The 24,401-nt window shown below is 45.2% G+C and carries 24 protein-coding genes and 1 riboswitch; of the genes, 14 read left to right on the top strand and 10 right to left on the bottom strand.

The features are described from left to right. Nucleotides 1-66 precede the first annotated feature (66 nt). Nucleotides 67-1,830: an alpha-glycosidase gene (locus tag MKY44_RS16120; RefSeq protein WP_341007859.1), complete on the bottom strand. Its 1,764-nt coding sequence runs from the start codon at nucleotides 1,828-1,830 to the stop codon at nucleotides 67-69. Between the two features lie 268 nt (nucleotides 1,831-2,098). Continuing rightward, nucleotides 2,099-3,274, bottom strand: a complete 1,176-nt coding sequence (locus MKY44_RS16115; RefSeq protein WP_341007858.1) for a M20 family metallopeptidase — start codon at nucleotides 3,272-3,274, stop codon at nucleotides 2,099-2,101. A gap of 183 nt (nucleotides 3,275-3,457) precedes the next feature. On the opposite strand from MKY44_RS16115, the gene MKY44_RS16110 reads away from it, so the two are divergent. From MKY44_RS16110 to MKY44_RS16100, 3 genes are all read left to right on the top strand, one after another. After that, entirely contained in the window at nucleotides 3,458-4,921 is a 1,464-nt protein-coding gene (locus MKY44_RS16110) for an ABC transporter substrate-binding protein/permease (RefSeq protein ID WP_081746001.1), read from the top strand. Next, nucleotides 4,908-5,630: an amino acid ABC transporter ATP-binding protein gene (locus MKY44_RS16105; protein WP_036613682.1), complete on the top strand. Its 723-nt coding sequence runs from the start codon at nucleotides 4,908-4,910 to the stop codon at nucleotides 5,628-5,630. Before MKY44_RS16110 ends, MKY44_RS16105 begins: the two co-directional genes overlap by 14 nt. Nucleotides 5,631-5,847: 217 nt before the next feature. Further along, a riboswitch (cyclic di-AMP (ydaO/yuaA leader) is annotated at nucleotides 5,848-6,044 on the top strand. Nucleotides 6,045-6,046: 2 nt separating this feature from the next. Further along, nucleotides 6,047-6,721: a 3D domain-containing protein gene (locus MKY44_RS16100; RefSeq protein ID WP_339193704.1), complete on the top strand. Its 675-nt coding sequence runs from the start codon at nucleotides 6,047-6,049 to the stop codon at nucleotides 6,719-6,721. A 107-nt stretch (nucleotides 6,722-6,828) separates the two neighbouring features. On the opposite strand, the gene MKY44_RS16095 is transcribed toward MKY44_RS16100, so the two are convergent. Continuing rightward, entirely contained in the window at nucleotides 6,829-7,620 is a 792-nt protein-coding gene (locus tag MKY44_RS16095) for a polysaccharide deacetylase family protein (RefSeq protein ID WP_341007857.1), read from the bottom strand. 154 nt (nucleotides 7,621-7,774) lie between these two features. Between MKY44_RS16095 and lpdD the strand changes: the two genes are divergently transcribed. The 5 genes from lpdD (at nucleotide 7,775) to MKY44_RS16070 (ending at nucleotide 10,679) form a co-directional block, all read left to right on the top strand. After that, complete coding sequence (gene lpdD / locus MKY44_RS16090) at nucleotides 7,775-8,116, top strand: prenylated flavin chaperone LpdD (protein WP_341007856.1); 342 nt, start codon at nucleotides 7,775-7,777, stop codon at nucleotides 8,114-8,116. Nucleotides 8,117-8,228: 112 nt separating this feature from the next. Continuing rightward, on the top strand, nucleotides 8,229-8,900 hold the full coding sequence (locus MKY44_RS16085) for a PspA/IM30 family protein (RefSeq protein ID WP_074095448.1): 672 nt from the start codon (nucleotides 8,229-8,231) through the stop codon (nucleotides 8,898-8,900). A gap of 95 nt (nucleotides 8,901-8,995) precedes the next feature. After that, nucleotides 8,996-9,397 carry a DUF350 domain-containing protein gene (locus tag MKY44_RS16080; protein ID WP_036613690.1) on the top strand — a complete coding sequence of 134 codons (402 nt, stop codon included), beginning with the start codon at nucleotides 8,996-8,998 and terminating at the stop codon, nucleotides 9,395-9,397. Between the two features lie 23 nt (nucleotides 9,398-9,420). Continuing rightward, entirely contained in the window at nucleotides 9,421-9,927 is a 507-nt protein-coding gene (locus MKY44_RS16075; RefSeq protein WP_076317633.1) for a DUF4178 domain-containing protein, read from the top strand. An 11-nt stretch (nucleotides 9,928-9,938) separates the two neighbouring features. Further along, nucleotides 9,939-10,679, top strand: coding sequence for a DUF4247 domain-containing protein (locus MKY44_RS16070; RefSeq protein WP_017688102.1), 741 nt, complete (start codon nucleotides 9,939-9,941; stop codon nucleotides 10,677-10,679). A 112-nt stretch (nucleotides 10,680-10,791) separates the two neighbouring features. Here MKY44_RS16070 and MKY44_RS16065 read toward each other — a convergent pair whose 3' ends face one another. Beyond that, complete coding sequence (locus MKY44_RS16065; RefSeq protein WP_341007855.1) at nucleotides 10,792-11,088, bottom strand: HNH endonuclease; 297 nt, start codon at nucleotides 11,086-11,088, stop codon at nucleotides 10,792-10,794. A 215-nt stretch (nucleotides 11,089-11,303) separates the two neighbouring features. On the opposite strand from MKY44_RS16065, the gene MKY44_RS16060 reads away from it, so the two are divergent. Beyond that, nucleotides 11,304-12,572, top strand: a complete 1,269-nt coding sequence (locus MKY44_RS16060; protein WP_341009872.1) for a molybdopterin molybdotransferase MoeA — start codon at nucleotides 11,304-11,306, stop codon at nucleotides 12,570-12,572. 7 nt (nucleotides 12,573-12,579) lie between these two features. Further along, entirely contained in the window at nucleotides 12,580-13,140 is a 561-nt protein-coding gene (mobB, locus tag MKY44_RS16055) for a molybdopterin-guanine dinucleotide biosynthesis protein B (RefSeq protein ID WP_341007854.1), read from the top strand. 219 nt (nucleotides 13,141-13,359) lie between these two features. Here mobB and xerS read toward each other — a convergent pair whose 3' ends face one another. Then, on the bottom strand, nucleotides 13,360-14,466 hold the full coding sequence (gene xerS, locus MKY44_RS16050; RefSeq protein WP_341007853.1) for a tyrosine recombinase XerS: 1,107 nt from the start codon (nucleotides 14,464-14,466) through the stop codon (nucleotides 13,360-13,362). A gap of 177 nt (nucleotides 14,467-14,643) precedes the next feature. On the opposite strand from xerS, the gene MKY44_RS16045 reads away from it, so the two are divergent. The 4 genes from MKY44_RS16045 (at nucleotide 14,644) to MKY44_RS16030 (ending at nucleotide 19,091) form a co-directional block, all read left to right on the top strand. After that, nucleotides 14,644-15,132 carry a GNAT family N-acetyltransferase gene (locus MKY44_RS16045; protein ID WP_076250273.1) on the top strand — a complete coding sequence of 163 codons (489 nt, stop codon included), beginning with the start codon at nucleotides 14,644-14,646 and terminating at the stop codon, nucleotides 15,130-15,132. Nucleotides 15,133-15,388: 256 nt separating this feature from the next. Beyond that, entirely contained in the window at nucleotides 15,389-16,162 is a 774-nt protein-coding gene (locus tag MKY44_RS16040) for an SDR family NAD(P)-dependent oxidoreductase (protein ID WP_341007852.1), read from the top strand. Between the two features lie 128 nt (nucleotides 16,163-16,290). Further along, complete coding sequence (locus MKY44_RS16035) at nucleotides 16,291-17,184, top strand: aldo/keto reductase (protein WP_341007851.1); 894 nt, start codon at nucleotides 16,291-16,293, stop codon at nucleotides 17,182-17,184. A gap of 560 nt (nucleotides 17,185-17,744) precedes the next feature. Then, a complete protein-coding gene (locus tag MKY44_RS16030; protein ID WP_341007850.1) occupies nucleotides 17,745-19,091 on the top strand; it encodes an amino acid permease in 1,347 nt (448 codons plus the stop codon). A 61-nt stretch (nucleotides 19,092-19,152) separates the two neighbouring features. Here the strand turns inward: MKY44_RS16030 and MKY44_RS16025 are convergent, their stop codons facing one another. From MKY44_RS16025 to MKY44_RS16005, 5 genes are all read right to left on the bottom strand, one after another. Continuing rightward, nucleotides 19,153-19,914, bottom strand: coding sequence for a YqcI/YcgG family protein (locus MKY44_RS16025; RefSeq protein WP_341007849.1), 762 nt, complete (start codon nucleotides 19,912-19,914; stop codon nucleotides 19,153-19,155). Nucleotides 19,915-19,996: 82 nt separating this feature from the next. Further along, nucleotides 19,997-20,623, bottom strand: coding sequence for a LysE family translocator (locus MKY44_RS16020; protein WP_017688112.1), 627 nt, complete (start codon nucleotides 20,621-20,623; stop codon nucleotides 19,997-19,999). Between the two features lie 139 nt (nucleotides 20,624-20,762). Then, complete coding sequence (locus MKY44_RS16015; RefSeq protein ID WP_074095440.1) at nucleotides 20,763-21,371, bottom strand: DUF1989 domain-containing protein; 609 nt, start codon at nucleotides 21,369-21,371, stop codon at nucleotides 20,763-20,765. A 135-nt stretch (nucleotides 21,372-21,506) separates the two neighbouring features. Beyond that, nucleotides 21,507-23,003: an amidase gene (locus MKY44_RS16010; protein ID WP_341009870.1), complete on the bottom strand. Its 1,497-nt coding sequence runs from the start codon at nucleotides 23,001-23,003 to the stop codon at nucleotides 21,507-21,509. A 315-nt stretch (nucleotides 23,004-23,318) separates the two neighbouring features. Next, on the bottom strand, nucleotides 23,319-24,299 hold the full coding sequence (locus tag MKY44_RS16005; RefSeq protein WP_253437073.1) for a DMT family transporter: 981 nt from the start codon (nucleotides 24,297-24,299) through the stop codon (nucleotides 23,319-23,321). Nucleotides 24,300-24,401 lie beyond the last annotated feature (102 nt).

Here is a 24,401-nt window from a genome sequence, read left to right as displayed (position 1 = left end):
ATGAAAGTCATCATCTGAGACGGTGGAAGTGTTTTCTTTTATATGACTGTCTGAATTTAAACATCATTAGTGTTGAATGGTTGCCGGATCAAGCTGTCTGTACAAAATGCGGTACCCATAGGGGTCAAGCTTAATATTCATCATTCCATCGGTTGGAAACACAGGCTCTTCAGTTAATGCATCTTTCCAGTCTTTTGTTTCCATAGGATGAGAAAGTGTTCGATCTTGAGGTGTATTGTTCATCCATACGGTAAAGTGAAGGTTGTCATCCACACGCTCGTACACGATACAGGGATCATTGTGATCAGCCTTGAGGAATCGGAAGCGTCCTTTGCGCAGGGCTTCATTACTTTTGCGTAAATCAATCATCAGACGATAGAAATCATACAATTCTCTGTCTTGCTTGGCCGGGTCCCATTCCATACATTTTCGACAATCAGGGTCAGCATCACCACTAATCCCAACTTCGTCGCCGTAGAAGATACAAGGTGTACCGATATAGGTGAAAAGAAATACAACCGACAACTTTAATCGGCGTTTGTCTTCTCCTAACCGGGTGAGCAGTCGTGGGGTGTCGTGGCTGCACAGCATATTAAAGATCACTTCGTTGGTTTGTTGCGGATAGCGCATAATCAGTGAACCCATCTCGTTGGCAAAGTTATAACCATCCATTGATCCACAGAAGAACTGAAGCACTTTGTCGGCAAAAGGATAATTCATGACCGAATCGAATTGATCTCCCATAAGCCAGGTCAAGGAGTCGCTCCATACTTCACCAACAATATAGGCTTCAGGATTCGCTGCTTTCACAACCTTGCGAAAATCACGCCAGAAATGGTTGTCCACTTCATTCGCTACATCCAGCCGCCAGCCGTCCAGCTTGATTTCCTTGATCCAGTACTCAGCCACATCAAGTAGATATGCCTTAACCTCAGGGTTGGCTGTATTGAACTTGGGCATGTTGCCATAGAAACCAAATGTATCGTAGGTTGGTATACCGTCCTTGATCTGAACCGGATATTCATTGATGTGGAACCAATCGGCATACTTGGAGTTTTTTCCATTCTGGAGAACGTCTTGAAAAGGAGGGAAGTCTTCGCTGCAATGGTTAAACACCGCGTCAAGCATGACACGTATACCCAGGCGATGACATTCTTCTGTCAATTGTTTGAGCAGGGCATTATCACCGAAATGGGGGTCGACTTTTTTATAATCAATCGTGTCGTATTTGTGGTAGGAATTGGCCTGGAATAACGGGGTAAAGTAAATGGCGTTCACGCCAAGTTCAGTTAGGTCATACAGATGATCCAGCACACCTTGCAGATCTCCACCAAAATAATTGTCCAACTCAGGTTTGCCACCCCAGTCATGCGTTTCTTTTGGATTCAGCTTGGGATCTCCATTAGCAAACCGTTCCGTCATGATCTGATAAAAGACGGCCTCTTTGGCCCACTCGGGCACCTTAAACACATCAATTTCATGTATATACGAGAACTCATAATATCCTCCAGTTGGATAGGGGGTCTCATAATGAATTCCATTATCCGCAAGAAACACATCTTCTGAACCGGCAGTTATCCGAAATATATAAGTGAGACGTTTGAATTGTGGCTTGACGGCAGCCTCCCAATAATCAAACATGTTGTCTGAAGCAGCCTTCTCCAATTGAATTTCCTTGTATGTTCCATTCCAATCGTACTTATCTCCGGTCAGTGCAGTCACGTATTGTACATCATTACGTTTGGTTCGTACGCGCAGATGTATGGTAGACGAATTATAAGCATAAGCCCATTTGTCACGAGGAACATGATACATGGCTTCGAGCAGCATGACAGCACCTCCTGAATATAGGATAAGTTATGAAAACCAGTCTTTTTGAACACGCACTCATAGTTATAATTAACCAAGTTAGCCAGCAAACGAATCACATTTACTGTAATAAAATGTATTATTTTCATCGTTTTCAAAGGTTTCTTTCACAGCATTTCCAGCTTTGTACTGAATATACTTACAGCTAATTTAGAAAAAAGGGTGCCCTGAACAGCTTGGAATTCAAGATTGTTCAGGGCACCCTTATATAACATGATAAAAGCAAATTTTAGCGAATAGCTTGCTCAAACTCCGTGCGGATGGTTTGAAGCAGCTCTGGCTGGCTCAGTACGTCATAGGCTGTTGTTGCAAGTGCCTTTGCTCCCAGAATCATGCCATCCAGCGCACGCTCCTGTAGTGCAAGGTCACGGAAGGCTATGGAGTGCAGTGTATGCACCTCGTCTACAACACGAATGTAGGGATGGATTGCAGGACATTTCAGGGAAACGTTACCGATGTCCATAGATCCGTGATCATTACCACTCACAATCTCTTCTTGCGGGATACCAAGTTCCATCAGATTTTGACTAAACGCAGCTGAGAATGCTTCATTGGTAACCATCTCGTCATAGGATGTTTCATAGTTGGATGTCACGAGCTTACAACCTGTCTGCAAAGCAGAGCCTTCAGCGATCTGAATCACACGTTCTGTGAGGATATTCAGTTCTTTGCGAGTTGCTGCCCGTACATAAAATTGCGCAGAAGCATAGTCAGGAATGATGTTTGCAGCCTGACCTCCGTTGTTGATCACACCATGAATCCGAACGGTGCTTTTCACTTGTTGCCGGAATGCATTAATCCCGTTGAACGTTTGAATGACGGCATCAAGTGCATTAATGCCTTCGTGCGGGCTTGCAGCAGCATGTGAAGATCGGCCATGGAATTCAAATTGCACAGCATCAATAGCCAGCGAGCTGCCTGACTTTTCGTAGGCATAATATGGATGCGCCATGAGAGCGACATCACAGTCATCAAACAAACCTGCTTCCGCCATCGGTACTTTGGCACCACGTGTCTCTTCAGCGGGGGTACCAAACACTTTAATGGTTCCACCTACTTCATCCAGAATGGATTTCAGCCCAACAGCAGCACCAAGACTCATCATACAGATCAGATGGTGACCACAAGCGTGACCGATCTCCGGCAAGGCGTCATATTCGCACAATAAAGCAATGGTAGGGCCGGGTTTGGCGGCTGAATAGGTTCCGATAAAGGCTGTCTCCAGTCCAAGGATTGGAGCCTCTACAGTGAAACCGTGGTAGACCAGTTCTTCTTTCAAACGGGCAGAAGCGAGATACTCTTCATTTCCCAGTTCGGGATTGGCACCGATATATGATGAAATGGCTTTGAAACGGGAAGCATATTGATCAATAACCGTCAGTATCTGTGATTTGTTAGATGTCATTAGTAAACTCCTTATGCAAAAATGAAAATAATTCATTGATTATATCATGTTTGCTTTATTTTTTCAGAAACAAGTCAAGATTTGTAATGTCAAAATGCATTGCATAATCATGCATTGTACTTTATAATGACTCAGTCATCAACATGAGAAGCATACAAAGTATTGTAAGGGGAGAGAAAAAGGTTGAAATTAATAAGTCGTTACACCATGATGCTGTTGACCTTTGTTATTCTGCTGACGACTGCCGTTCCTGTGGCACTTGCAAGTGGAACTACAGATAATTCAAGCAGTAAAAAGCTGGTGCTCGGTACAAGTGCCGATTTTGCACCATATGAATTCCATAAAGTGATTAATGGCAAAGATGAAATCGTCGGCTTCGATATTGAGATCGCCAAGGAGATTGCCAAAGATCTTGGCGCTGAGCTTGTGATTGAGGATATGGGCTTCGACGGTCTTCTGCCTTCATTGCAGAGCGGGCGTGTTGATCTGGTGATTTCAGGTATGACGCCGACGGATGAGCGGAAGAAAAGTATCGATTTTTCCGACACCTATTATAAATCCAAACAAGTGATTATGGTTCGCAATGTGGATAAAGACAAATATCCAACTATGGCAGAACTTGAAAATGCGAAGATTGGCGTTCAGAAAGGCTCCATTCAGGAAACGATCGGACAGAGTATTCCAGGAGCGAAGCTTACTGCGCTGGATAAAATCTCGGATATCGTGCTTCAACTGCAAACAAAACGCATTGACGCGGCAATCGTTGAAGATACCGTTGCTGCAGGTTATCTGGACGACATCATTGGACTTGCTGCTGCTGTTCCGGACGAAGAGCAAGCAGAAGCGGCAATCGGGATTCGTAAAGGGAATACCGAGCTGCTAGCTGCAGTAAATGGAACACTGGAGCGACTGAAAAGCGAAGATAAAATCAATCAGATGGTGACTGACGCCAGCCTCTTGATGGCGGATAAAGCGAACAAATCACAAAATATTTTCCAAGTATTCTGGGAGTACAAAAGTTTCTATGCTACAGGTGTAGGATACACACTTCTGTTGTCTGCACTTGGGGTTATCTTCGGGGTAATTATTGGATTGATCATCTGTTTGTTCCGTTTGCATGACGCTGCAATCTTGCGCTGGATCGGTACGGCTTACGTTGAAGTGATCCGTGGCACACCGATGCTGGTACAATTGATGATTATTTACTATGGTTTTTCCCTGAGCTTTGGCATTAACTTCACTGCACTTCAGGCAGGTATCATTACACTTTCAATCAATAGTGGTGCCTATCTGGCGGAGATTTTCCGTGCAGGTATCCAAGGTGTGGATCGTGGTCAGTTGGAAGCAGCTCGTTCCCTCGGAATGGGCAGAGGCGCCGCGATGCGTTATATCATATTGCCACAAGCCTTCAAAGCTGTATTACCAGCGATCGGTAATGAATTCATAACTATCATCAAAGAATCCTCCATTATCTCCGTTATCGGTATGGTGGATATTATGTATCAGGCAAGTGTAGTCAAGAACATTACGTACCAAGGATTGAGTCCATTTTTGATTGCAGCAGCCATCTACTTTGTAATGACGTTCATTTTGTCCAAGCTGCTGGGACGACTGGAAAGGAAGTTGAGTGCAAGTGATAGACGTTAGACAATTACACAAATCTTATGGAAATAACGATGTGCTTAAGGGCATAAACGTGACGATTGGCAAAGGTGAGGTTGTCGTGGTCATCGGTCCTTCCGGTTCAGGTAAAAGTACTTTCTTGCGTTGTCTGAATCTGCTGGAACAGCCTACCTCAGGAGAGATTGATTTTGAAGGCGTGTCAATCACGGACCCCAAGCATAACATTAACGCAACTCGTGAGAAAATGGGCATGGTGTTCCAGCACTTCAACCTGTTCCCACACAAAACGGTAGAGCAAAACATTACGATTGCTCCAATTAAAGTGAAGAAACAATCCACTCAGGAAGCGGAAAAAATTGCTGCTGATCTGCTTAACACCGTGGGCTTGTACGATAAAAAAGATACATTCCCGAATCAGCTGTCTGGTGGACAGAAACAGCGGATCGCCATTGCTAGAGCATTGGCCATGCAGCCGCATGTGATGCTGTTTGACGAGCCTACGTCGGCACTGGACCCTGAGATGGTCGGTGAAGTGCTGGATGTCATGAAACGTCTTGCAGAAGGCGGAATGACGATGGTCATCGTAACCCATGAGATGGGTTTCGCACGTGAAGTGGGAGACCGCATCTTGTTCATGGATGGCGGGGTTATTGTGGAAGAGGGAACACCTGATGAGGTGTTTGGAGCTCCAAAAAATTCACGTACACGTGATTTTCTTGCCAAAGTACTCTAAACGAAAGATTAAATAGCGTTACTGACATCGAGTCGGTAACGCTATTTTTTTGTGCGTATTAATCATTTATAGATTTGAAAAGTAACTATTCTGTTACCAGATGTAAAGGAATCGGGTCGTCCAATAATTCTAAAGAATGCAGTATTCTTAGATATGATGACATGCTAAAAACCATTTGGTAAGAATTACTACAAGTTCAGGTTACAAAATTGTGATATATTGAACTCTGCCGAAACTTCCGGACAGGGAGTGCGGGGGATGTAACGATGCAGATTGTGCAGGGGGAAGATCTATGGCACACTGCTTGGGGTGAATTAGGGGTACATAACGTTTCAAATGTAATGAAGAACCTATAGGGTGGGCTCCTCATCCGAATCCGACAACTAACTTCGCAGGCACAATGAGGGAGGAAGACCATGATTAACAAGAAACGTATAGCCAAAACAGCAGTAGCATTAATGACAACAGCAATGCTCATTCAAGCCGTTCCGGCTCACGCCGATTCAGTTCATGTGGCCAAAGAAGGGGATACCTTCTACACCTTATCGAAACAATATGGAGTAGCACTCAACACGTTGGTTAAAGCAAACAACGACATTTCGGCTTACAACATTTATGGTGGTTTGAAAATTACGATTCCCGGTAAGGCAAACAATGTAGCAGCCGCTGCGGCAACGGAGAGCAAGACCCAAGCGAAGACTGTTACTACAGCGAGCTTGGACGTTAACGCAGATAACAAAGTTGTTCAAGCCTGGGGTAAGACATTCGATTACAGCAAAGCTGTGAACGTAAAAGCAACGGCATACTCTGCAGATCCGTCCGAAAATGGAGGATGGGGTGCAGTCGATTATTTCGGAAATGACCTTGAACTGGGCACGATTGCAGTTGATCCAAGTGTAATTCCACTTGGAACCAAAGTACTGGTAACTGGTCACAGCCATCCAGGATTGCCAAAACAGGCTTTTGTAGCCACAGCGCGGGATGTGGGCGGTGCAATCAAGGGTCACCGGATTGATATCTTTATCCCGGGTAGCAAACAGTCTGTAAGCTCATTTGGTTTTCAGGATATCGAGCTGTACATTCTGAAGTAGAGAGTAAATTACATTTAAAATGAATTCAAACAGGGTGTCTGCCAGTCGCTAATTTGCGATTGAACAGCACCCTTTTAATATTCTCATTATTTGTTATCACGGTCATCCTAATCTTTGGCCTTTGGCAATCCCAGCATTTCGTCCAAGGTGACCAGTTCATATCCCCGATTACGCAATTCCTCAATGATTTCAGGCAAAGCCTCAATCGTACCGTTCAGATTTGATCCTACACCGCCTCCTGCATGTTGTAGAACGATGGAGCCAGGTTTCACGGCAGATAGGATGTTATCCTTCACCTCTTCCTTGGAGAGGCCTTTCCAGTCCAGGGAGTCTACGTTCCAGTTCACAATGCTATAGCGTTGTTTGGCAGCCCATCTCAGCTGTTCTTCATTAATGTCTCCATAAGGTGGCCGAATCATCTTGGGCGTATATCCCGCCAAACGTCGAATAATATCCCCGGTATGTAAAATTTGTTTGCGAAAGGCATTCATCGACAGCTTACTGAATTCAGGATGATTGTAGCTGTGATTACCAACCATATGCCCTTCCTTAACGATGCGTTTCACCAGATCCGGATGTTTCTCAGCACGACTACCCACGATGAAGAATGTAGCTCTGACATTGTATTTCTTCAATACATCCAGCACTTGTGGAGTAAATCGTGGATCAGGTACATCATCAAAAGTCAGTGCAACCTTCTTGGTTGAAGGACCATTGGTTTTGAACGTATCGGCATATTTTTGACGTAACTGTCCCAATGTCAGTTGTTCTTCTTCCGCAGAATCTGAACCTGATACTGATTCACTTGGCGGGCTTGAAACATCCCGCGATGAAACTGGAGCATGATATCCTCCGAGAAAAATAACGATAACCATTAGCATAATGAGGCGTACGCGCATAATAACGGCCTCCTTTTCCAAAATGACGTTCTCCTTGGTATGCCCGGGGGTTCCATAAAATATGCGTAGTGTGAGAAGTTTCATTGCGGATTTAGCTTATGACAGCCATAATTCCTCCATATATAACATATAGAAAAGGATAGGTGGATAGGATATGAGTACATATGATTTGAAATCCATACGTTTACAGGTGATTGAAGCAGGAGAGGATAAGGTTTTTCTCGTTACCGGAGGAAAGGCGCATATTGGCGCCGTAGCCACGTTCTACGTGGATCATGAGCGCATAAGCGGGACGACGGTACATATTCCTGGGCATAAGGAACAAGAGCTGTGTGAGCGGCTTGCTCGAAAGGCTGCCCTGCAGCTGAAAGTAACCGTTACGGTGATCATGGGTATCCATTTTGATTCCATCACGCGGATGCAGATCGACGAAATCGTGCAGACTGCAGAGAGGCTGATGGAGGATCATCTGAACAACGATAAACGATCTTCCTAACATAAAGAGCAATCGCATGTTTTGATTTTATTTGCTAAAATTGAAACGAGTTGTAGATTGTTACGTATGTATGTTTATATACGATGTAATATCGACTAGGAGGAATAACATAATGTCCATTTTCAAACGATTGCGTGATTTAACAATGTCTAACGTTAACGCCATTATTGACAAGGCGGAAGATCCAATCAAGATGACGGACCAATATATCCGTGACATGCAAGAGGATCTGGAAGATGCGGAGAAAGCAGTAGCTCAACAGATCGCCATTGAGAAGAAGTTCAAGCAGTTATTCGAAGAGCAGGAAGCACTTGTGAAGAAACGTGAAGAGCAGGCGCATACGGCGGCACGTGCTCAGAATCTGGATTTGGCTCGACGTGCTCTGGAAGAGAAAAAGGCTGCTGAAGAGAAGATGGCTGAGTACAAAACCAGCTATGACCAAAACAAGGCTTCTGCAGATAACCTGCGTGGCAAGCTCGACGAGATGCGTAAGCAACTGACTCAAATGAAGAACAAACGCGAAACACTGGTAGCCCGCTACAATGCAGCAAAAGCCCAAACGGAAATCAACAAAGCGTTGAATGGGTTTGGCTCTGATACTGCAAGTGCTGGTATGAAGCGTATGGAAGAGAAAATGATGCAGATGGAAGCACAGGCAGAAGCAAGCAACGAAATGTCTTCTAAAGGCAAGTCTTTGGATGAAGAGTTCGAGAAGTTGGGTAAAGATCAGGCTGTTGAAGACGAACTCGCAGCATTGATGAAACAGTACGATAATAAGAACTAATACCTTGGTTGTCAGCAGGGTTAACCAGCGGAGGAGAAGAGTATTTCTCCTTCGCTTTTAAATGCGGTTCATGTTGATATGTGGGGGCTGTGTAAATGGATTTGAACATTTTGGCGATGCTGGTCTGGACCGGATCTGGTTCGGTTTTGCTGTTTGTCCTGATGTATGTTGATTCACTGTTCACGAAGTATAAGGATTTTGCTGAAGTTAAGGCTGGCAATATGGCCGTTACTACACGTATGGTTATGAAATTATTTGCACAAGGATATGTACTCGCTACGTCCATTTCTACGGCTGGTCACCTGGGAGAAGCACTGCTGGTCTCCGTTGTATCCTTTATCATTTTGTTAATTCTGGAGAGTGTTGTACACTTTATGATTCGCAAATGGGCCAATCTGGATCTGGATACGGGAATTCAGCAAGGGAAGACAGGTTACGGTTTGTTCTCTGGCGCTTTACATATCGTGGGCGCACTGATTATTGCAGCTTGTTTATAAGCTAAGGAACAGGAGTAATTCTCATGAGTGTATGGAAACGAATTAAAGGAATACTAACGAAACCTGAACCACCGCAGGCAGAAAAAACGATGCTTCAGCTTGCACCTGGTGATATCTGTGAGGTTTCTCTGGTCACTTATGAAGTCGTTGGTCGGGTACAAAATCGTGCTCGAAATGCAGTTGTGCTCACGCTGCAGGATGGTACCGCATTTCGATATTTGCATATCGAAGAACGGGAACTCACACGTTACGCCCTATATACACCAATTGATGGCAGGCTTGATGCACCTGATGAGGTGCCCACATTGCTGGACCTGGATGGACGCGCATATCATCTGGAGGAAGAGTATGGAGGCATGGTATCAACGGCAGGTAGAACCCCATATGGCCAGGCTGGAGAACAATTGGTATGGCAGTATCAGTCGGATGATAATATGCTTCTTCGGGTGGAGTGGCAAGACAGAAGATTTACACTGTATGAGGGTGAGTCCATTCTTCCTGCGGATATCAAAGTGATTCGTTCGAGCTAGGAGAGGTTCCAATGAAAAAACGCTTGGCACATGGATTAAAATTAATGCTGGTCCTCAGCCTTGTGATGTCTCTGTTGTCCGCGTGCGGAGCAGCACCTTCTGTTCAGGACACATATCCGCTTGAATCGGTTAACGGGAGTGGTAACTCAACGTCCTATGTGTACCGGGCTTCGGACCGTACCGTTCCGGAAGTGGCTCAGGAATTGTCTGACCAGCGGCAACCGGATCAGATCTCGGCAGAGAACACAGAGCGTATGTTCCTCGTGTATCAGGACGAGTATTATCACCTGCAACAAGACCCGAACAAGCCGGAGGATACATTGGTTGAGGTGGACTCCAAGGAATATGTTCGGCAGAACTACGATTCATCTTTTTTACAAGGTTATCTCACCGCTACATTAATTGGTAATCTGTTCGATTCTTTTGGCGGGCGAGGTTATGGCAACTATCGAGGATACACCAATAAAGATACGTATAAACCGAGTGCAGGATCTTATCGTGCACCAACAAGTAATGACAAGAAGCTTGCTCCACCTATTACTGTTGATCGGAAAGGTACGATTACAAGGCGCGGAAGCGATAAAGATTCAAGCGTGGGATCTGGCGGAGGATTATTCAACCGCAACAAGGATCAGAGCAAGGGAACTATTGATCGCAACAAGAGCAGTGGTGGGTTGTTTGATTCACCTAAGAAATCCTATAAAAAACCAAAAACCAGAGTGGGCGGCGGCCGAATTAAGAGGCGAAGATAATAAACATCTAATCATAAGGATGGCTGCCAATCGCATAGTTCATTTAAGAACAGTGACAAGGGAAGGCGGATTCACCTCGCCGGCACATGACCTTGGAGCTGTTCTTTTTGGTTTACGATTTGCGAACATGATTGGACTTGCGTACGCGGGGAATCGTTGAAGCAGGCTGTTTGCGAATCCAGCGGATAAATGGAATCATTCGTTCATCCTGTCTCAAGGATTGCAGATCCGTGAGACCAAGGGTTACAATGTCGCGATTGGTGTATAGCGAATGAATCTGTTTGTGACAGGGGATGCACAGGTTGGCCGTTGGCAGAAATGTTCCGCCCATTTCTTTGGGTGTCAGATGATGAACGGTCGTGTTCACAGGTTCTCTTCCGCATAATTCACATCGATTACTTATGATCATCGCCTCCCTTTGTCAATTATATTATGGGCAGACAAGATGCCTTTCATGTTGAACATAGATCAAGGGATGTTACAACTGTAAGAAATAAGATTTTGTCACAGGATTCAATAAGTGATGTACTTGTTATATTACAGTATTCGGGCTACACTTTCTTAAAGGATGATAGTCTTTAGGAGGTAAGAATACTTTTGAAATTGAACTCACATTCACATGATATGACAACTGCCAAATTCAATCGAACAGCTGTACAGGTAGCGGATGCCCAGGCCAAAATAGCTGCAAGAGTTACTGTAGGCTCCATAGAGAAAGTTCACCTTGAATCTGCTCATGGCCGCACACTTGCAGAGACGATTCAGGCACCTCATCCGTATCCATTCTTCCGGAGATCGGGTATGGATGGATTCGCTATTCTAAGTACAGATACCATAGATGCATCCAGTGATCATCAAGTTTGGTTTCGAGTAATTGATGAAATTCCTTGCGGCTACACCTCGGACCACACCATTGTTTCAGGTACGACGGCTCGAATAATGACCGGTGCACAGGTTCCAGAAGGTGCAGATGCGGTAGTCATGATGGAGATGACCGAGAGCAAGGTAGAGAACGGAGAACAATGGATTGCATTGAAACGGCACATATTGTCGGGTGCTAACATCACCCCAATCGGACTGGAAGTCCAAGAGGGACAGCAACTGCTCGAAGCAGGAACGATCATCAGGGCAGGAGAGCAGTCCGTGTTAGCTACTTTTGGCATAGCAGAAGTTCCCGTATTTCAACGTCCAAAGGTGGCGATATTCGCAACCGGCACGGAATTGCTTGATGTAGATGAGCCATTGAAACCAGGTCGGATTCGAAACAGCAACAGTTACATGCTGCGCTCTCTGGTCGTTGAAGCAGGTGGAGAGCCTGTGATGTACGGTTCTATTGCGGACGATGTGAATACGGCAAGGGCCAAACTGGAAGAAGCCATTCAAGATAATGATATCGTGGTGACCACAGGCGGTGTATCCGTAGGGGATTATGATATTATGGGCGAACTTGTGCTGGAAGAACATGTGGAGATGTTGTTTAACAAAGTGACGATGCGACCAGGCAGTGTGACCACAGCTGCTGTATATAAAGATAAATTGCTATTTGCACTTTCCGGTAACCCTGGGGCTTGTTTTGTGGGCTTTAGTTTGTTTGTGCGTCCAACCATTCGTTCCATGCAGGCGGATGCTCATCCTTATATGGAAGAATGGACTGCGATCTTGGAAGAAGAGTACACCAAAGTGAACAATTTTACACGATTCGTTCGTGGACGCACAGAGATCCGCAACGGCATGGTGTACGCGATACCGGCTGCCGCCCGTGTAGATGAATCCAGCGTGATGATCACCATTAAGGACAGTGATTGCCTGATTGTTGTTCCACCTGAGAAAAAAGGCATTCCTGCGGGTGAGCAGGTACGTATTATTAAACTTCCCACAGGTCATGTGAGGTAGTTGGTAGATGACTACAATGAGTGATACAAAACCACATATCATACAGATTGTTGGATACAAAAACACGGGCAAGACAACCCTGACAGCTGCCCTGATCGGGCACTTTTCTTCCTTGGGACTTAAGGTAGCTGCGATTAAGCATGATGGACATGACCATTTTGAGATGGATCAAGAAGGAACTGATTCGTATCAATTTGGGGAGGCAGGGGCCTCGGCGGTGGTTGTCATGTCGGAGAAACGCACTGCCATTATGGAGCGACAGGCAACCAAGCTTGAGGATATGTTAATTCATCTGTCCGGTTATGATTGGATTGTTGTTGAAGGATTCAAGGATGCTTCTTATCCCAAATTCGTGATGGTTCGAGAAGAGAAAGATCTGACCTTGGTTGATCAGCTTGATGGGGTAGTGGGGATGATCTCATGGTTACCTTCAGAGCAGTTTATAGAGCGGAGCACCGTAAGCAGAGATATAACATGGTACTCGGTTCATAAAACGGAGGATATAGCCAAAGCGTTGTTAGCGATGGTTAAGAGCGAGTGTAGGCAGAATCGTGAATTTGAATCGTAGAAACGTCAAGAAGTAGGATATTATGGTGGCTGGATATGATTGAATGTACAGAGAGTATGATTGATTCTTTTTTGAAATTACGTAATTTTTATTATGTAAACTAAAATCATTTCTGTTCATGCTCTTCTCCTTAAATGATGTAAAAGCAAAAAAAAGCAGCAGACCTTTCTCGGATCGAAATCCTTGATGCGGTTTGCTGCTTTTATGTTGTTCGGGATGTTACATCCCGTCTTCGGTACGACGTTCGATGGCTTCGGACATCGTTTTGTCGGTAAGGTGAGCATAGATCTCGGTCGTTTCCGTAGAAGCGTGTCCAAGCTGCTCCTTCGTTTTGTAAATATCATTTTGCAAATAATAGTCGGTTGCGAATGAGTGGCGTAATTTGTGCACGGTTAGATAAGGTTTGCCAAAGCGCTTGGCGTATTTCATAATCATGGCCTGAATCGCTCTTTTGGTCATTCGACTTCCTTCCGAGTCTCCGTTACGCAGAGCAATGAACAGACCTTTCTCCCGCTTGGGCGTGCGGTAACGTGATTGCCGCAGGTTCATATAAGTTGCGAGTTCGTCCTTGGCTTGCTCCCTGAAATAAACGGGTGTTTTGTACGTCTCATCATTGTTACCTTTGCGATAAACATACAGGAGTTTGTTGTTCAGATCGAGATCATCGACGTTCAGGTTCACAACTTCCGACACCCGTAAGCCGGAATTCAGAATCAGGCTGGCAATGCAGGCGTCCCGTTCTTTATTGAGCTCATGGGAATACAGTGCCTGTTTGTTCTTCTCCATATCAACAGCGTAACCTTCAAGGATATAGCCGATAAATTCCAGCAGTTCCTCTTCCTCCAGGATTTTACCTTTGAGTTTGGCAGCGGTGTCCTTGGGTTTATGGGTACGCTTGATCTCAATTTTGGCCATAATGTTCCGCTTCAGCAAAGGATAAAAGTCTTCATCTTCCGCAATCTGGCTCAGGTAATGAAAAAGGGAGCGGAGGGAAGAGAGTTTGCGAGAGACGGTAATTCTGGAATTGGTTCCTTCCCGTTTGGTTGTGAGAAATAACCGATAGGCGGTAACCGAATCCATGCGTAGAACTTCCAGTTCAGTCAAGGTAACTTCTTTATTAGAGCTTGCCTCAGACAGCCCTTCTGCTCGCAACCATCCGAAGAAAGCTTCGTAATCTCTCAGATATTCGAGCAGGGTAGAGGGGGACAGGTCAGGCAGCTTGTAGTCCATGAATTGTTGAACGAACCAAGGCATGGAAGGTAGTTTGTCATCCAGCTTGCGTCGATCAATCTCTTTTTGCACGTTGGTCAAGTTCGACACCTCCATGTGAAAAACATATAAAATTAATATTCAATGTGCTGATATTCTATGCTCTAGTGTACCATAATTTACATGCTCACAGCTTGTTCACGGAAGTAGTCAGTAAGTAGGTATGCTTCCTTGCCCTTCGGCGCGTAAACCTTTAAAGTAATTAGTATACGTAGAGCAGAGGAGGTGAACCGGATGAATATGAAAATAGAACTGGTTCCCCGGGAACGCAGTCAGGTGATTCGGCATTTAATGCAATTTTATCTATATGATTTTACCAAATATCTGAATATTGATGTGGACAGTAACGGCATTTTTCCGGAATATCCCGGTCTGGAGGCATTCTGGGCAGAAGAGGACCGCAAGTTTCCTTTTTTGATTACAAGTGACGGGGCACCTGCAGGGTTTGCTCTGGTGGAGAAATTGGAGCCTGGAAGTAAGGATAATGACTACTATTTGACTGAGTTTTTTGTGATGCAAAAATATCGTCGCAGTGGAGTAGGCACTCGAGCAGCCTATGAGCTGTTCAAACGTTTTCCTGGAAGATGGAAAGTGACCCAGGTTCGTAACAATGTCATTGCCCAAGCGTTCTGGCGAAAAATTATAGGGGATTATACCGGAGGCCGTTTTCGAGAGAAGTTCCATCCGGAACTGGGCAATCCAAGCCAGTATTTTGTAACCTGATTCCCATCAGGGTTTACCTACATATAAAGCATTTGCATGATTGCGATATAAGTTGAACTAATCATTTACAAGATAACGGAGAGGACAGAAAAAAACTGAAAAAGCGAAGCGTTCGCGTTTATCCCCGGATTTCCCCTTCAGAAAAGGGAATCAAAAAATCTGGGGATAACAGCGATTGGAAGGTTATTCTGTCATCGTAGTGTCAGTGTAAATAATCTCTAGCTCAACTTATAAATCTGATGAAGGAGTGAGTGACATGAATGTACCCACATTCCATCTCGATGGACAGACAGCACTGGTGACAGGTGCAGGGAGAGGGATCGGAAAAGCAATTGCGATTGGACTTGCCCAGTCAGGCAGTGACGTTGTACTTGTATCCCGAACGATGAAAGAAATTGAGGAGACAGCAGCCTACATCTATGAACAGACAGGGCGTAAAGCGCTCGCTCTGACTGCGGATGTGACATCAAAAGAACAAATGGAAGAGTCGTTTCAAGAGGCAATCTCGGAGATGGGTAGTCTGGACATTCTGGTGAATAACGCAGGTATGAACATACGGACTCCAGCACTTGAAGTGACGGACGAGCAGTGGGAGACCATCATGCAGACAAACTTAAAATCGGCTTTCTTCGCTTCGCAATTGGCGGGTCAGCATATGAAAGAACGTGGGACCGGGAAGATCATTAACATCTCTTCGGTAGGCGGTCACACGGCTTTGCGGACAGGGGTTGTATATGGCGCGACCAAAGCTGCGTTAATTCATATGACCAAAGTGCTCGCACTGGAATGGGGCAAGTATGGAATCCGTGTCAATTCAGTAGGGCCATGGTATTTCCGAACCCCTCTGACTGAAAAGCTGCTGGATGATCCCCAGTATTTGCAGGAAATTGTAAGCCGCACACCGCTTCAGCGCGTTGGAGAACTGGAGGAAGTGGTAGGACCGGTCGTGTTCCTGGCATCAGATGCAGCCGGATACATAACGGGTCAGACGTTACTGGTTGACGGTGGAATGTCCATTTATGGCTTCTAAATAAATGAAGTTGGTTGCAGTGGAAAAGTGGGTGGCATAACCAACTCTTGGGTAATAACATAGGGAAAAAGTTAATCTGTATTTCTATTTATCTGTACCCAATTCATTGAACTTGGAGGAAGATAACCATGGAAACGCGCAAGTACGGTAATACTGGCATGAACGTAAGTACACTTGGATTTGGCGGAGCGGAAATAGGCAAAAATGTATCCAAAACGGATGTAGCGACATTGCTGAGTAGTGCCCTGGATGCTGGATTAAACGTGATAGACACGGCTGAATGTTACGGTGACAGCGAGGAATTAATCGGTGAGGTGCTGTCACATCGGCGTGATGACTACTATTTGTTCACCAAATGTGGACATGCTGCCGGGATCGAAGGTCCGGATTGGGATGCCAAAGTACTGGAGCAAACAATTGACCGTAGTCTGAAACGGCTGAAAACCGACTATGTGGATGTTATCCATTTGCATAGCTGCTCTGAAGAAGTACTCCGACAAGGAGCAGTAATCGAAGTACTACAGCGTGCCAAGGAATCAGGTAAGACCAGATTTATCGGATACAGTGGGGATACAACAGATGCGCTATATGCGATTCAGACCGGAGTATTTGACAGCCTGGAGACTTCATTAAATATCGCAGATCAGGAAGCAATTGATCTTACGTTGCCTGAGGCAAGGAAGAGAAACATGGGTGTAATCGCCAAAAGACCTATTGCCAATGCGGCCTGGACGTATGAAACACTTTCGGAAGAGGCATATCCATTTATATACTGGAAGCGCTTAAGCGAACTTAACTATGGTTTTCTGGGTGAAGATGCCCAGGCAGCGGTGGAGACAGCACTGCGATTTACACTAAGTACCGAAGGTGTAGATACGGCTATTGTAGGAACAGCCAAGCCCAATCGCTGGCAGCAAAATGCCGACCTTGTGGCTAAAGGCACATTACCACAGGAAATATATGATGAGATTAGAGCACGATGGAAAGAAATCGCCGGAGCAGATTGGACTGGCCGGACTTAATTTGGAAATATTCACGAAGCCGCCATTATGGCGGCTTTTTTTATGAAAAATATAAAATATTTTCAACATATGAAAAATTCACAACAATGATTGGAAAAGAGACTGTTAAAAATACTAGAGAATAATGCCTATACGTCAGCCTAGTCTGAAAACGGGTAAAAAAGGATAAAAGAGGAAAAAACCCAGAAATGAGCCCCTTCTTTAAAACAACTATAATCATAAAAAACGATAAAGCTATTGAGAAAATACGAAAAAGAGGCAATCTACATTCAATTTAAAAGAAATAACGACTAAAGTTACAATATTTCAACATATGAAAAATTCACAATAGAAAGATCATTTTCTCACCTTAGTTACCATCGCTCATACAGTACATTGACGCACCACCAAGTTTAAAAGGAAAACCATTCTAAGCGATTGAAGTCAACCACTTTTTTGCGGATTTAAATCAAATTGAAAATATATCTTTATGAATAATAATAACAATTCTTTTGGCAATACAGACATAAAACCTCCATGACCTGTAAATCGTAAGGGGATAAGGCAGAAGGAGGAGCTTCATGAAAAGTCAGCAACACCGTAAAAACGACGACGAAAAACTAAGTTGGTTCAGCCTATCCTTGTTTGGCGCGGGTTGCACACTGGGAACGGGATTTTTTCTAGGGACCAGTCTGGCGATTCATTGGGCTGGCATATCCGTACTTATATTGTTGGTGCTGGCGGCGGCAGGTACTTACTTTGTATTTGGTGCGCTGGCACAGATGACGGCAGAAGATCCAAAGGAAGGCGCTTTTCGAACGTATGCGGGCGAAGCATTCGGACCTTGGGCTGGTTTTGGTAGTGGATGGATGTACTGGTTCTCTGAAATGCTCATCATGGGCAGCTCATTAACGGCACTTGGGCTGTTCTCTCAATTCTGGTTTCCCAAGTTTCCACTTTGGGCATTTGTTGCGATCTATGCCGCTATAGGTCTGTTCATTGCTGCACTGGGAGCGAAGGGATTAACCAAAACGGAGAATATTCTTGCTGTAATCAAACTTGCTGCAACGGTTGCATTTATAGCTATAGCAGGAGCGGCTTGTCTGGGTTGGTTACCTGTAAAAGTAACACCAGAGCAATTGAAGAATGAATGGTTCCCGCATGGAGGTAAAGGCGTATGGACCGGTTTCATCTATGCATTCTTTGCTTTTGCCGGGATAGAGGTTATGGGCTTGATGGCAGCTAACCTGAAAGAACCAAAAGATGCAGTGAAATCAGGTCGAGTGATGCTATTATCGGTGAGTACACTCTATGTGATTGCAATTGCGTTGATCCTGTTGCTTGTGCCTTCAGCTCAGTTAACTCCAGATGAAAGTCCGCTTGTCAAAGCCATGTCAACCATTGGATTCACTGTTGTGGTCCACATTCTCAACGGGATTCTGATTATAGCCGGTTTCTCGACGATGGTGGCTTCGTTATATGCCATTACGTCCATGTTGGTGAAACTCGCGGAAGATGGAGATGCACCAAAGCTGTTCACGAAGACCTGGGGAAAAAAGGACATGCCACTTCAGGCATTGTGTTGCACAGCGGCTGGATTAGTCCTGTCTACGTTGATGGCATTATGGATGCCCAAGAGTTTGTTTGAATATGTGACGACAGCAGGTAGTCTGGTATTAATGTATACATGGCTGCTCATCTGCATCACGTACATTAAAAAAATGAAGCCCGTAAAGTGGAATCTCATCAAAGTGTGGATTGCCATAGTATTAATTGTGGCTGCTGTGGCTGGGACAGCGATGGAAAAAGCCAGCAGAACGGGCCTGCTGGCAAGTATGGGACTTGTGGTGTTCCTTGGGATCATCACGTATGTTGTTCATAAGGTACGTGGCTCGAAACCACCGCAGTCAGCACCATCCAAACCATAAGCAACTCTCTTCTCAACAACTCTTGTGGATGTCGTACAACGGATTAATGAGTGCTTTAAGATTATTTCGTCAACTTGCCTAAGGCTTGCTTCATCCGCATGAATGGACATTTGGAAGGTGTCTGCTCATCATCAGGCAGGAAATATTGTTTCCATTCCAGATTATCCTGCTGACCATACCACATCAGCGAAGGGTGAGCAGGTACAGCATCATAGGCAGCGAGACGTTTGCGAATTAAGGTTTTCATTTTACGGCCAAGAGGGGTGTTGTCATTAATGGATTCGAATACCCACCGTGGTTGAAAAGCAAACATCAGATAAGGAAAATGCCGGCTGGCTCGGAGTTCATGTGCAGGAGTTGCACAGAAACAAAAGTAAGGCTCTCCGCCAAAGCAAAACTCCCATGATGAATCATGAGGATCGGTTGAAATATGTTCCGGCCACGGCTCGGTATCGTGTGAACTTACCCGATTAAGCATTTGCCAGAATAACGTCTGATATTGCTCTACCGTTGTATGATCTTTCAGATCACTTGGCGTCTCACAGATCACAACCATGGAAGCGTAATGACCAGTGTCTCTGGAGACAGGACCATATTGTCTAAGCAGATCGGCCATATCTTCGGCAGCATTTTCAGATCGGGGGTCACACGTAAAGCCGTACCTCAAATGTCCTGACAGAAATCCCATTCGTCCAGGTACACATGGATACGTATTATCTTCGTCGGCGATCATTTTACCAAATTGCGAATAAGCGTCCTGCTGCCAAGATGGAAGACGCTCAAACAAGGTGTTTATTTCGTCGGCACTATACAGCTCCGCCATTGATTCCCAACTCCATTCCACATGATACCGTTACAGTATTAATGTGGGGGAAGTTGGGTGACTGTCCAGTCTGATTTTGTTGTCAGAAAAAAATGGAACGTACAGCTTCATACCCAAAATACAAACCAAATCCGATCAGGCAGATTCCCGATATGATGGAGATCCAGCGTAATACATTTTCACTGCTATGTTTGTGGAATCGACTGGCCATGCCAGCCATAATGACATCCCACACCAGAATACCAATGAATATGCCTGAACTGTAGAGCAGCAAATGAGCGGTATCCGTATGTTTCACAGTTGTCGCGAGAATAGAGCCATAGATCCCCAGCCAAAATAAAATATTCAGTGGATTGGACAGGGCCATCAAAAAGCCGGAAATAAAAGATTTTCGAACAGTTGCTTCCGCAGTAGATGTACCTTGAATGCCCTGTTTCAGCTTCGAGAGCGTTTCCACTCCCGTGTAAATCAGAATAAAACTGCCAAATGACCAGAGAAAAGAGCGCATGAACGGCGTGTCCAGAAAATGGGCAACTCCAAAATAAATCAGCAGCATATACACCAAGTCTGCAAACATAGCGCCGAGTCCTAGAATCCAGGCATGCATGAATCCGTGGCGGGCTCCGCGGTCGAGTTGGGCGGCGTTAATCGGACCGATTGGAGCGGACAATGATATTCCCAGAATGATATAACTGAACAGTACAGACATAAACACGTTCACTCCTTAACGGGTTCGATGAATTGTACCAGTCGTCACAGAAAATGGGTACAAGTCATCGTATTCCCGCAAGGAGTGAATTAGAACAAACTACTTTTATCTCATACTGCGTCAAGGCCTTGTTATTCTGTTAAAGTTCCACATCCAATTGAATTGGGGTGCAGTTGTATCCGTTGCATGAGCTTTCTTCACAAGGACAGGCAGAGAGTCCAATTGTGAGATCCATTAATGCCTCCATCTCGATATAATCTCCTGCACGAGAGTCGGGAGCTACAACATCAATCTTGCCTTCACTGTCTACAACGGACTTCATAAACAAGTTAAACGGATAGTGTTGATCGGGTGGTAGAATCCCGAAGGGTTCCAGTGCCGTGTTCAGATTGTGATAACAACTCGCGTGATCCTTTTTGTCGTATAACACCTCATACATCTCTGGACGACAAGCAGAGTTGAAGAAATCATGTACCCCAACGGTGTCACGAACAATCTTGAGTAATGGTTGATATTGATTGGAATACACAAACTGTCCTGGTTTAATTCGGTAAGTACGCAATACGTCCATCGTCACGCCGGGGTCCAAGCGATGGTTAGCATCTGTAGCATCGTATGCCACAAAATCAATGACTTGCTGTCCCTCCAGATCCGTTATGCGTAGTAAAGAACCCTTGTTTACTTTCAGGGCATATCCCGTTTTGGCAGGGATACGATAAGATTGTTTATGGCGCTGATTTGTATTCATCTGTCACATTCCTCCGCTACTGTTTGCTTTCAGTATGCGGAGCAGATGAAGCTTTCATTCACTGTTATGGCGACGTACTCTACTCAGGCAGAAACATCCAATGATGAAATTAAACACAAACCACATTATATGCCTTTATGCAGGGAACAGTGGATTACCTCTCATTCCAATCCAAAGCTCTGATTGTTCAAGCTGTCCAGCCAGATGTAATAACCAATCTTCACGTCCCTTGGTTGCCATCACTTGAACGCCCATTGGCAAACCTTCAGGTGTCATATGCAGAGGTACACTTATCGCAGGCTGGCCTGTCAGATTTGCAAGCTGGGTGAACGGTGTATACGTAAGACTTGGCTCAAACATTTCATAGATGAGTTGCTGCTGCTGGGTCTTGTCCAATTCACTAATTCGCATCAGATTACGGATCTGTTCGTCATGAGGTGTTAATTCACCAATCTTAGGCGCAGGAAAAGCATTAACAGGTGTGACGTAGAAGTCATAACGCTCGAACAAAGTGGACATCTGGGCTGCAGCTACATCCCATTCAGCTAAGCTATGTACAAATTCCGCAGCGGACACCTTTTTGCCTGCTTCAGCCAGAACCCAAGATTCAATCTCCATATCATCGGAGGTCAGAGCCCGGCCCATGGATCGTTCCATGGAAGAGATCATCGCAGCCATCTCACCACTGTTCATCATGTAATAATTCTCCATCAACCGAACTCCGTTGACGGGACTCAGTTTTTCTTCAACATGATGACCTTGTTCTTCCAACCAGCGCACGAGCTTGTATATAGACTCTTTGGCTTCTGCGCTGACAGGTGTACCCACGGGTGAATCCGTTGTGTATGCAATTTTCAGTTTGCGTTGATGTGGATAGCTCATATCAGCCAAGTAACTGCCTGGAAAGAGTGGAGCATGGAACGCAGCTTCGGGCTGAATGACTTGTAACGTATCAAGCAATGCAGCACTGTCCCGAACCGAGCGAGAGAGGGCAAAATCAATCGATGCGCCTTGCCATTGACGACCAACTCCCGGTCCTACAGGTGTGCGCCCGCGGGTTGGCTTTAATCCAAACAATCCGCTAAAGGAAGCTGGGATACGAATCGAACCTCCTCCGTCACTGGCTCCGGCAAGAGGAACAATACCCGAAGCTACAGCGGCAGCGGCACCCCCACTTGAACCACCCGGGGAGTGATTGATATTCCATGGATTGCGAGTGGGACCATGAAGACGGGGCTCGGTAATATTTTTCAAACCAAATTCAGGCGTATTGGTATGTCCTATGAAGATAAAGCCTGCATCACGGAGTCGAGTGACAAAATTGGAATTGCGTAATGCACGATGCTCGCTGAACAAACGGGAGCCTGAAGTCAGAAATTCACCTTCCAAGGATTGCGAAATATCTTTCAAGAGCAGGGGAACCCCGGCAAAAGGTTGTTCTCCAGGGCGAACCAAACCGGCTTCCTCACGTGCGCGAGATTCATATGTACGAATAACCGCATTAAGTTGCGGATTCACTTCTTCAAGGCGTGCAAACGCCGCTTCAAGCATTTCAACCGGGGATACTTCCCGGGATCGGATCAGTTCAGCCAAACCTACGGCGTCGTAGGAGGTATATGAGAATGAAGACATCATGATCGTTCCTCTCTGAATATAATTCATCTGTTTATTCCATATGTCATCGTACCACCGGATTAGACAAAAGACAAAACATTGAAGGGACGTAGTGCAATGATATGCATATTCGTTATGAGATTGGAGGGAAAAGAGGGGGATTTGCTTTTGCGATATAGAAATAAAGCACAGGGTTAATAGTTCATATTGCTAATTGAGAAAATGAACGAGTAATATCGAGTCATGGAAATAAAAAAACCACTGCTCATCTAATTTGATGTGCAGTGGTTTTATTTTTCTATTTGTTAATATGTGAACCTCAGATATATCCACTTACTCTGTACGCAGCTTCGGAGCCGCATCGGCCGCAGTTGATGATCGTTCCTGCTGTTTGGAAATGGCAAAGAGGGCAACCCAGATTAAGATAAAACCAAGCAGCTGCTCCCATGTGATCAGCGTACGGAAAGCAATCCAGTTCACCAACACACCCGCCATCGGGAAGCTAAGTTCTGCGAGTGTTGCAACAGATGCTTTGGTTGACGACAGACCTTTGTAATACAACAGAAGACTGAGCAAACCTGGTAACAATGCCTGACCGAGAATGTTGAGGATGACAGCAGTCTGTTCACCCGTTCCGGACGGAAATGTCCATGCCGCACCTTCGTTCCACGTCATAAAGATCAGGAGCGGGAGAGCAACGACAAAGCGCAGGGAGGTTACCGTTTCATAACGCGCCTGCCCCAGCATCAATCGGCCCATAACGGTTGAACCTCCCCATAAGGCAGCAGCCCCAAGGGATAACAAGCTTCCAGCATGAATCCAGTTGTCCCAGTTACCTAATGGCAATGTGAAGCCAAATGTAAGCAGGTAGGTTCCTGCTAATGCAATGAAGAACAATCCACCGAAGCGGCGTGGTAACGTTTCTTTTAATAACAGTTTAGCCAGCACGATAGCGAAGAGTGGTTGCATTTTTTGCAATAAAAGCACCGTATTCGGATCGTTATGTGTTAGTGCCATGGTGAACAATACCGTTGCGAGTGCTGATCCTCCCCATGAAATAAAAATCACGGCAATCCAGTGGCGAGCACGCAGGTTTTTCAGATCAGCTCGAAATTTCCACAGTACGGGAATGGCAATAAGACTGACGATGATGTGTTCCACCAGTACAATCTGCGTGGATGTCATCGTATTTAGCAAAATAATGCGGAAGAGTGGGTCGACACCCCATAAAGCGGCGCCGAGAACTACAAGCCAGAATCCGGTATTACTTCGTTCCTTGCGGTAAACAGGTGATGCTGCTGATGTCTTTTCCATATTCAGGACTCCTTCGTCAGAACACGGAATCTTCAGTTGGCAAAATCGACAAAAGCCCCCGTTTTGGTATAAACCAAATAAACGGGGGCTCATCCAAGGACA

This window comes from Paenibacillus sp. FSL R7-0026, assembly GCF_038004485.1.
GTDB classification, from domain to species: domain Bacteria; phylum Bacillota; class Bacilli; order Paenibacillales; family Paenibacillaceae; genus Paenibacillus; species Paenibacillus xylanexedens_A.
This window is presented reverse-complemented; position numbering and strand designations above follow the sequence as displayed.

Bases quoted from the DNA above. Each gene is read 5' to 3' on its own strand.
- MKY44_RS16120 (WP_341007859.1), bottom strand. From the start codon at position 1,830: ATGCTGCTCGAAGCCATGTATCATGTTCCTCGTGACAAATGGGCTTAT.
- MKY44_RS16115 (WP_341007858.1), bottom strand. From the start codon at position 3,274: ATGACATCTAACAAATCACAGATACTGACGGTTATTGATCAATATGCT.
- MKY44_RS16100 (WP_339193704.1), top strand. From the start codon at position 6,047: ATGATTAACAAGAAACGTATAGCCAAAACAGCAGTAGCATTAATGACA.
- MKY44_RS16095 (WP_341007857.1), bottom strand. From the start codon at position 7,620: ATGCGCGTACGCCTCATTATGCTAATGGTTATCGTTATTTTTCTCGGA.
- lpdD (WP_341007856.1), top strand. From the start codon at position 7,775: ATGAGTACATATGATTTGAAATCCATACGTTTACAGGTGATTGAAGCA.
- MKY44_RS16085 (WP_074095448.1), top strand. From the start codon at position 8,229: ATGTCCATTTTCAAACGATTGCGTGATTTAACAATGTCTAACGTTAAC.
- MKY44_RS16080 (WP_036613690.1), top strand. From the start codon at position 8,996: ATGGATTTGAACATTTTGGCGATGCTGGTCTGGACCGGATCTGGTTCG.
- MKY44_RS16075 (WP_076317633.1), top strand. From the start codon at position 9,421: ATGAGTGTATGGAAACGAATTAAAGGAATACTAACGAAACCTGAACCA.
- MKY44_RS16070 (WP_017688102.1), top strand. From the start codon at position 9,939: ATGAAAAAACGCTTGGCACATGGATTAAAATTAATGCTGGTCCTCAGC.
- MKY44_RS16065 (WP_341007855.1), bottom strand. From the start codon at position 11,088: ATGATCATAAGTAATCGATGTGAATTATGCGGAAGAGAACCTGTGAAC.
- MKY44_RS16060 (WP_341009872.1), top strand. From the start codon at position 11,304: ATGACAACTGCCAAATTCAATCGAACAGCTGTACAGGTAGCGGATGCC.
- mobB (WP_341007854.1), top strand. From the start codon at position 12,580: ATGACTACAATGAGTGATACAAAACCACATATCATACAGATTGTTGGA.
- xerS (WP_341007853.1), bottom strand. From the start codon at position 14,466: ATGGAGGTGTCGAACTTGACCAACGTGCAAAAAGAGATTGATCGACGC.
- MKY44_RS16045 (WP_076250273.1), top strand. From the start codon at position 14,644: ATGAATATGAAAATAGAACTGGTTCCCCGGGAACGCAGTCAGGTGATT.
- MKY44_RS16040 (WP_341007852.1), top strand. From the start codon at position 15,389: ATGAATGTACCCACATTCCATCTCGATGGACAGACAGCACTGGTGACA.
- MKY44_RS16035 (WP_341007851.1), top strand. From the start codon at position 16,291: ATGGAAACGCGCAAGTACGGTAATACTGGCATGAACGTAAGTACACTT.
- MKY44_RS16030 (WP_341007850.1), top strand. From the start codon at position 17,745: ATGAAAAGTCAGCAACACCGTAAAAACGACGACGAAAAACTAAGTTGG.
- MKY44_RS16025 (WP_341007849.1), bottom strand. From the start codon at position 19,914: ATGGCGGAGCTGTATAGTGCCGACGAAATAAACACCTTGTTTGAGCGT.
- MKY44_RS16020 (WP_017688112.1), bottom strand. From the start codon at position 20,623: ATGTCTGTACTGTTCAGTTATATCATTCTGGGAATATCATTGTCCGCT.
- MKY44_RS16015 (WP_074095440.1), bottom strand. From the start codon at position 21,371: ATGAATACAAATCAGCGCCATAAACAATCTTATCGTATCCCTGCCAAA.
- MKY44_RS16010 (WP_341009870.1), bottom strand. From the start codon at position 23,003: ATGTCTTCATTCTCATATACCTCCTACGACGCCGTAGGTTTGGCTGAA.
- MKY44_RS16005 (WP_253437073.1), bottom strand. From the start codon at position 24,299: ATGGAAAAGACATCAGCAGCATCACCTGTTTACCGCAAGGAACGAAGT.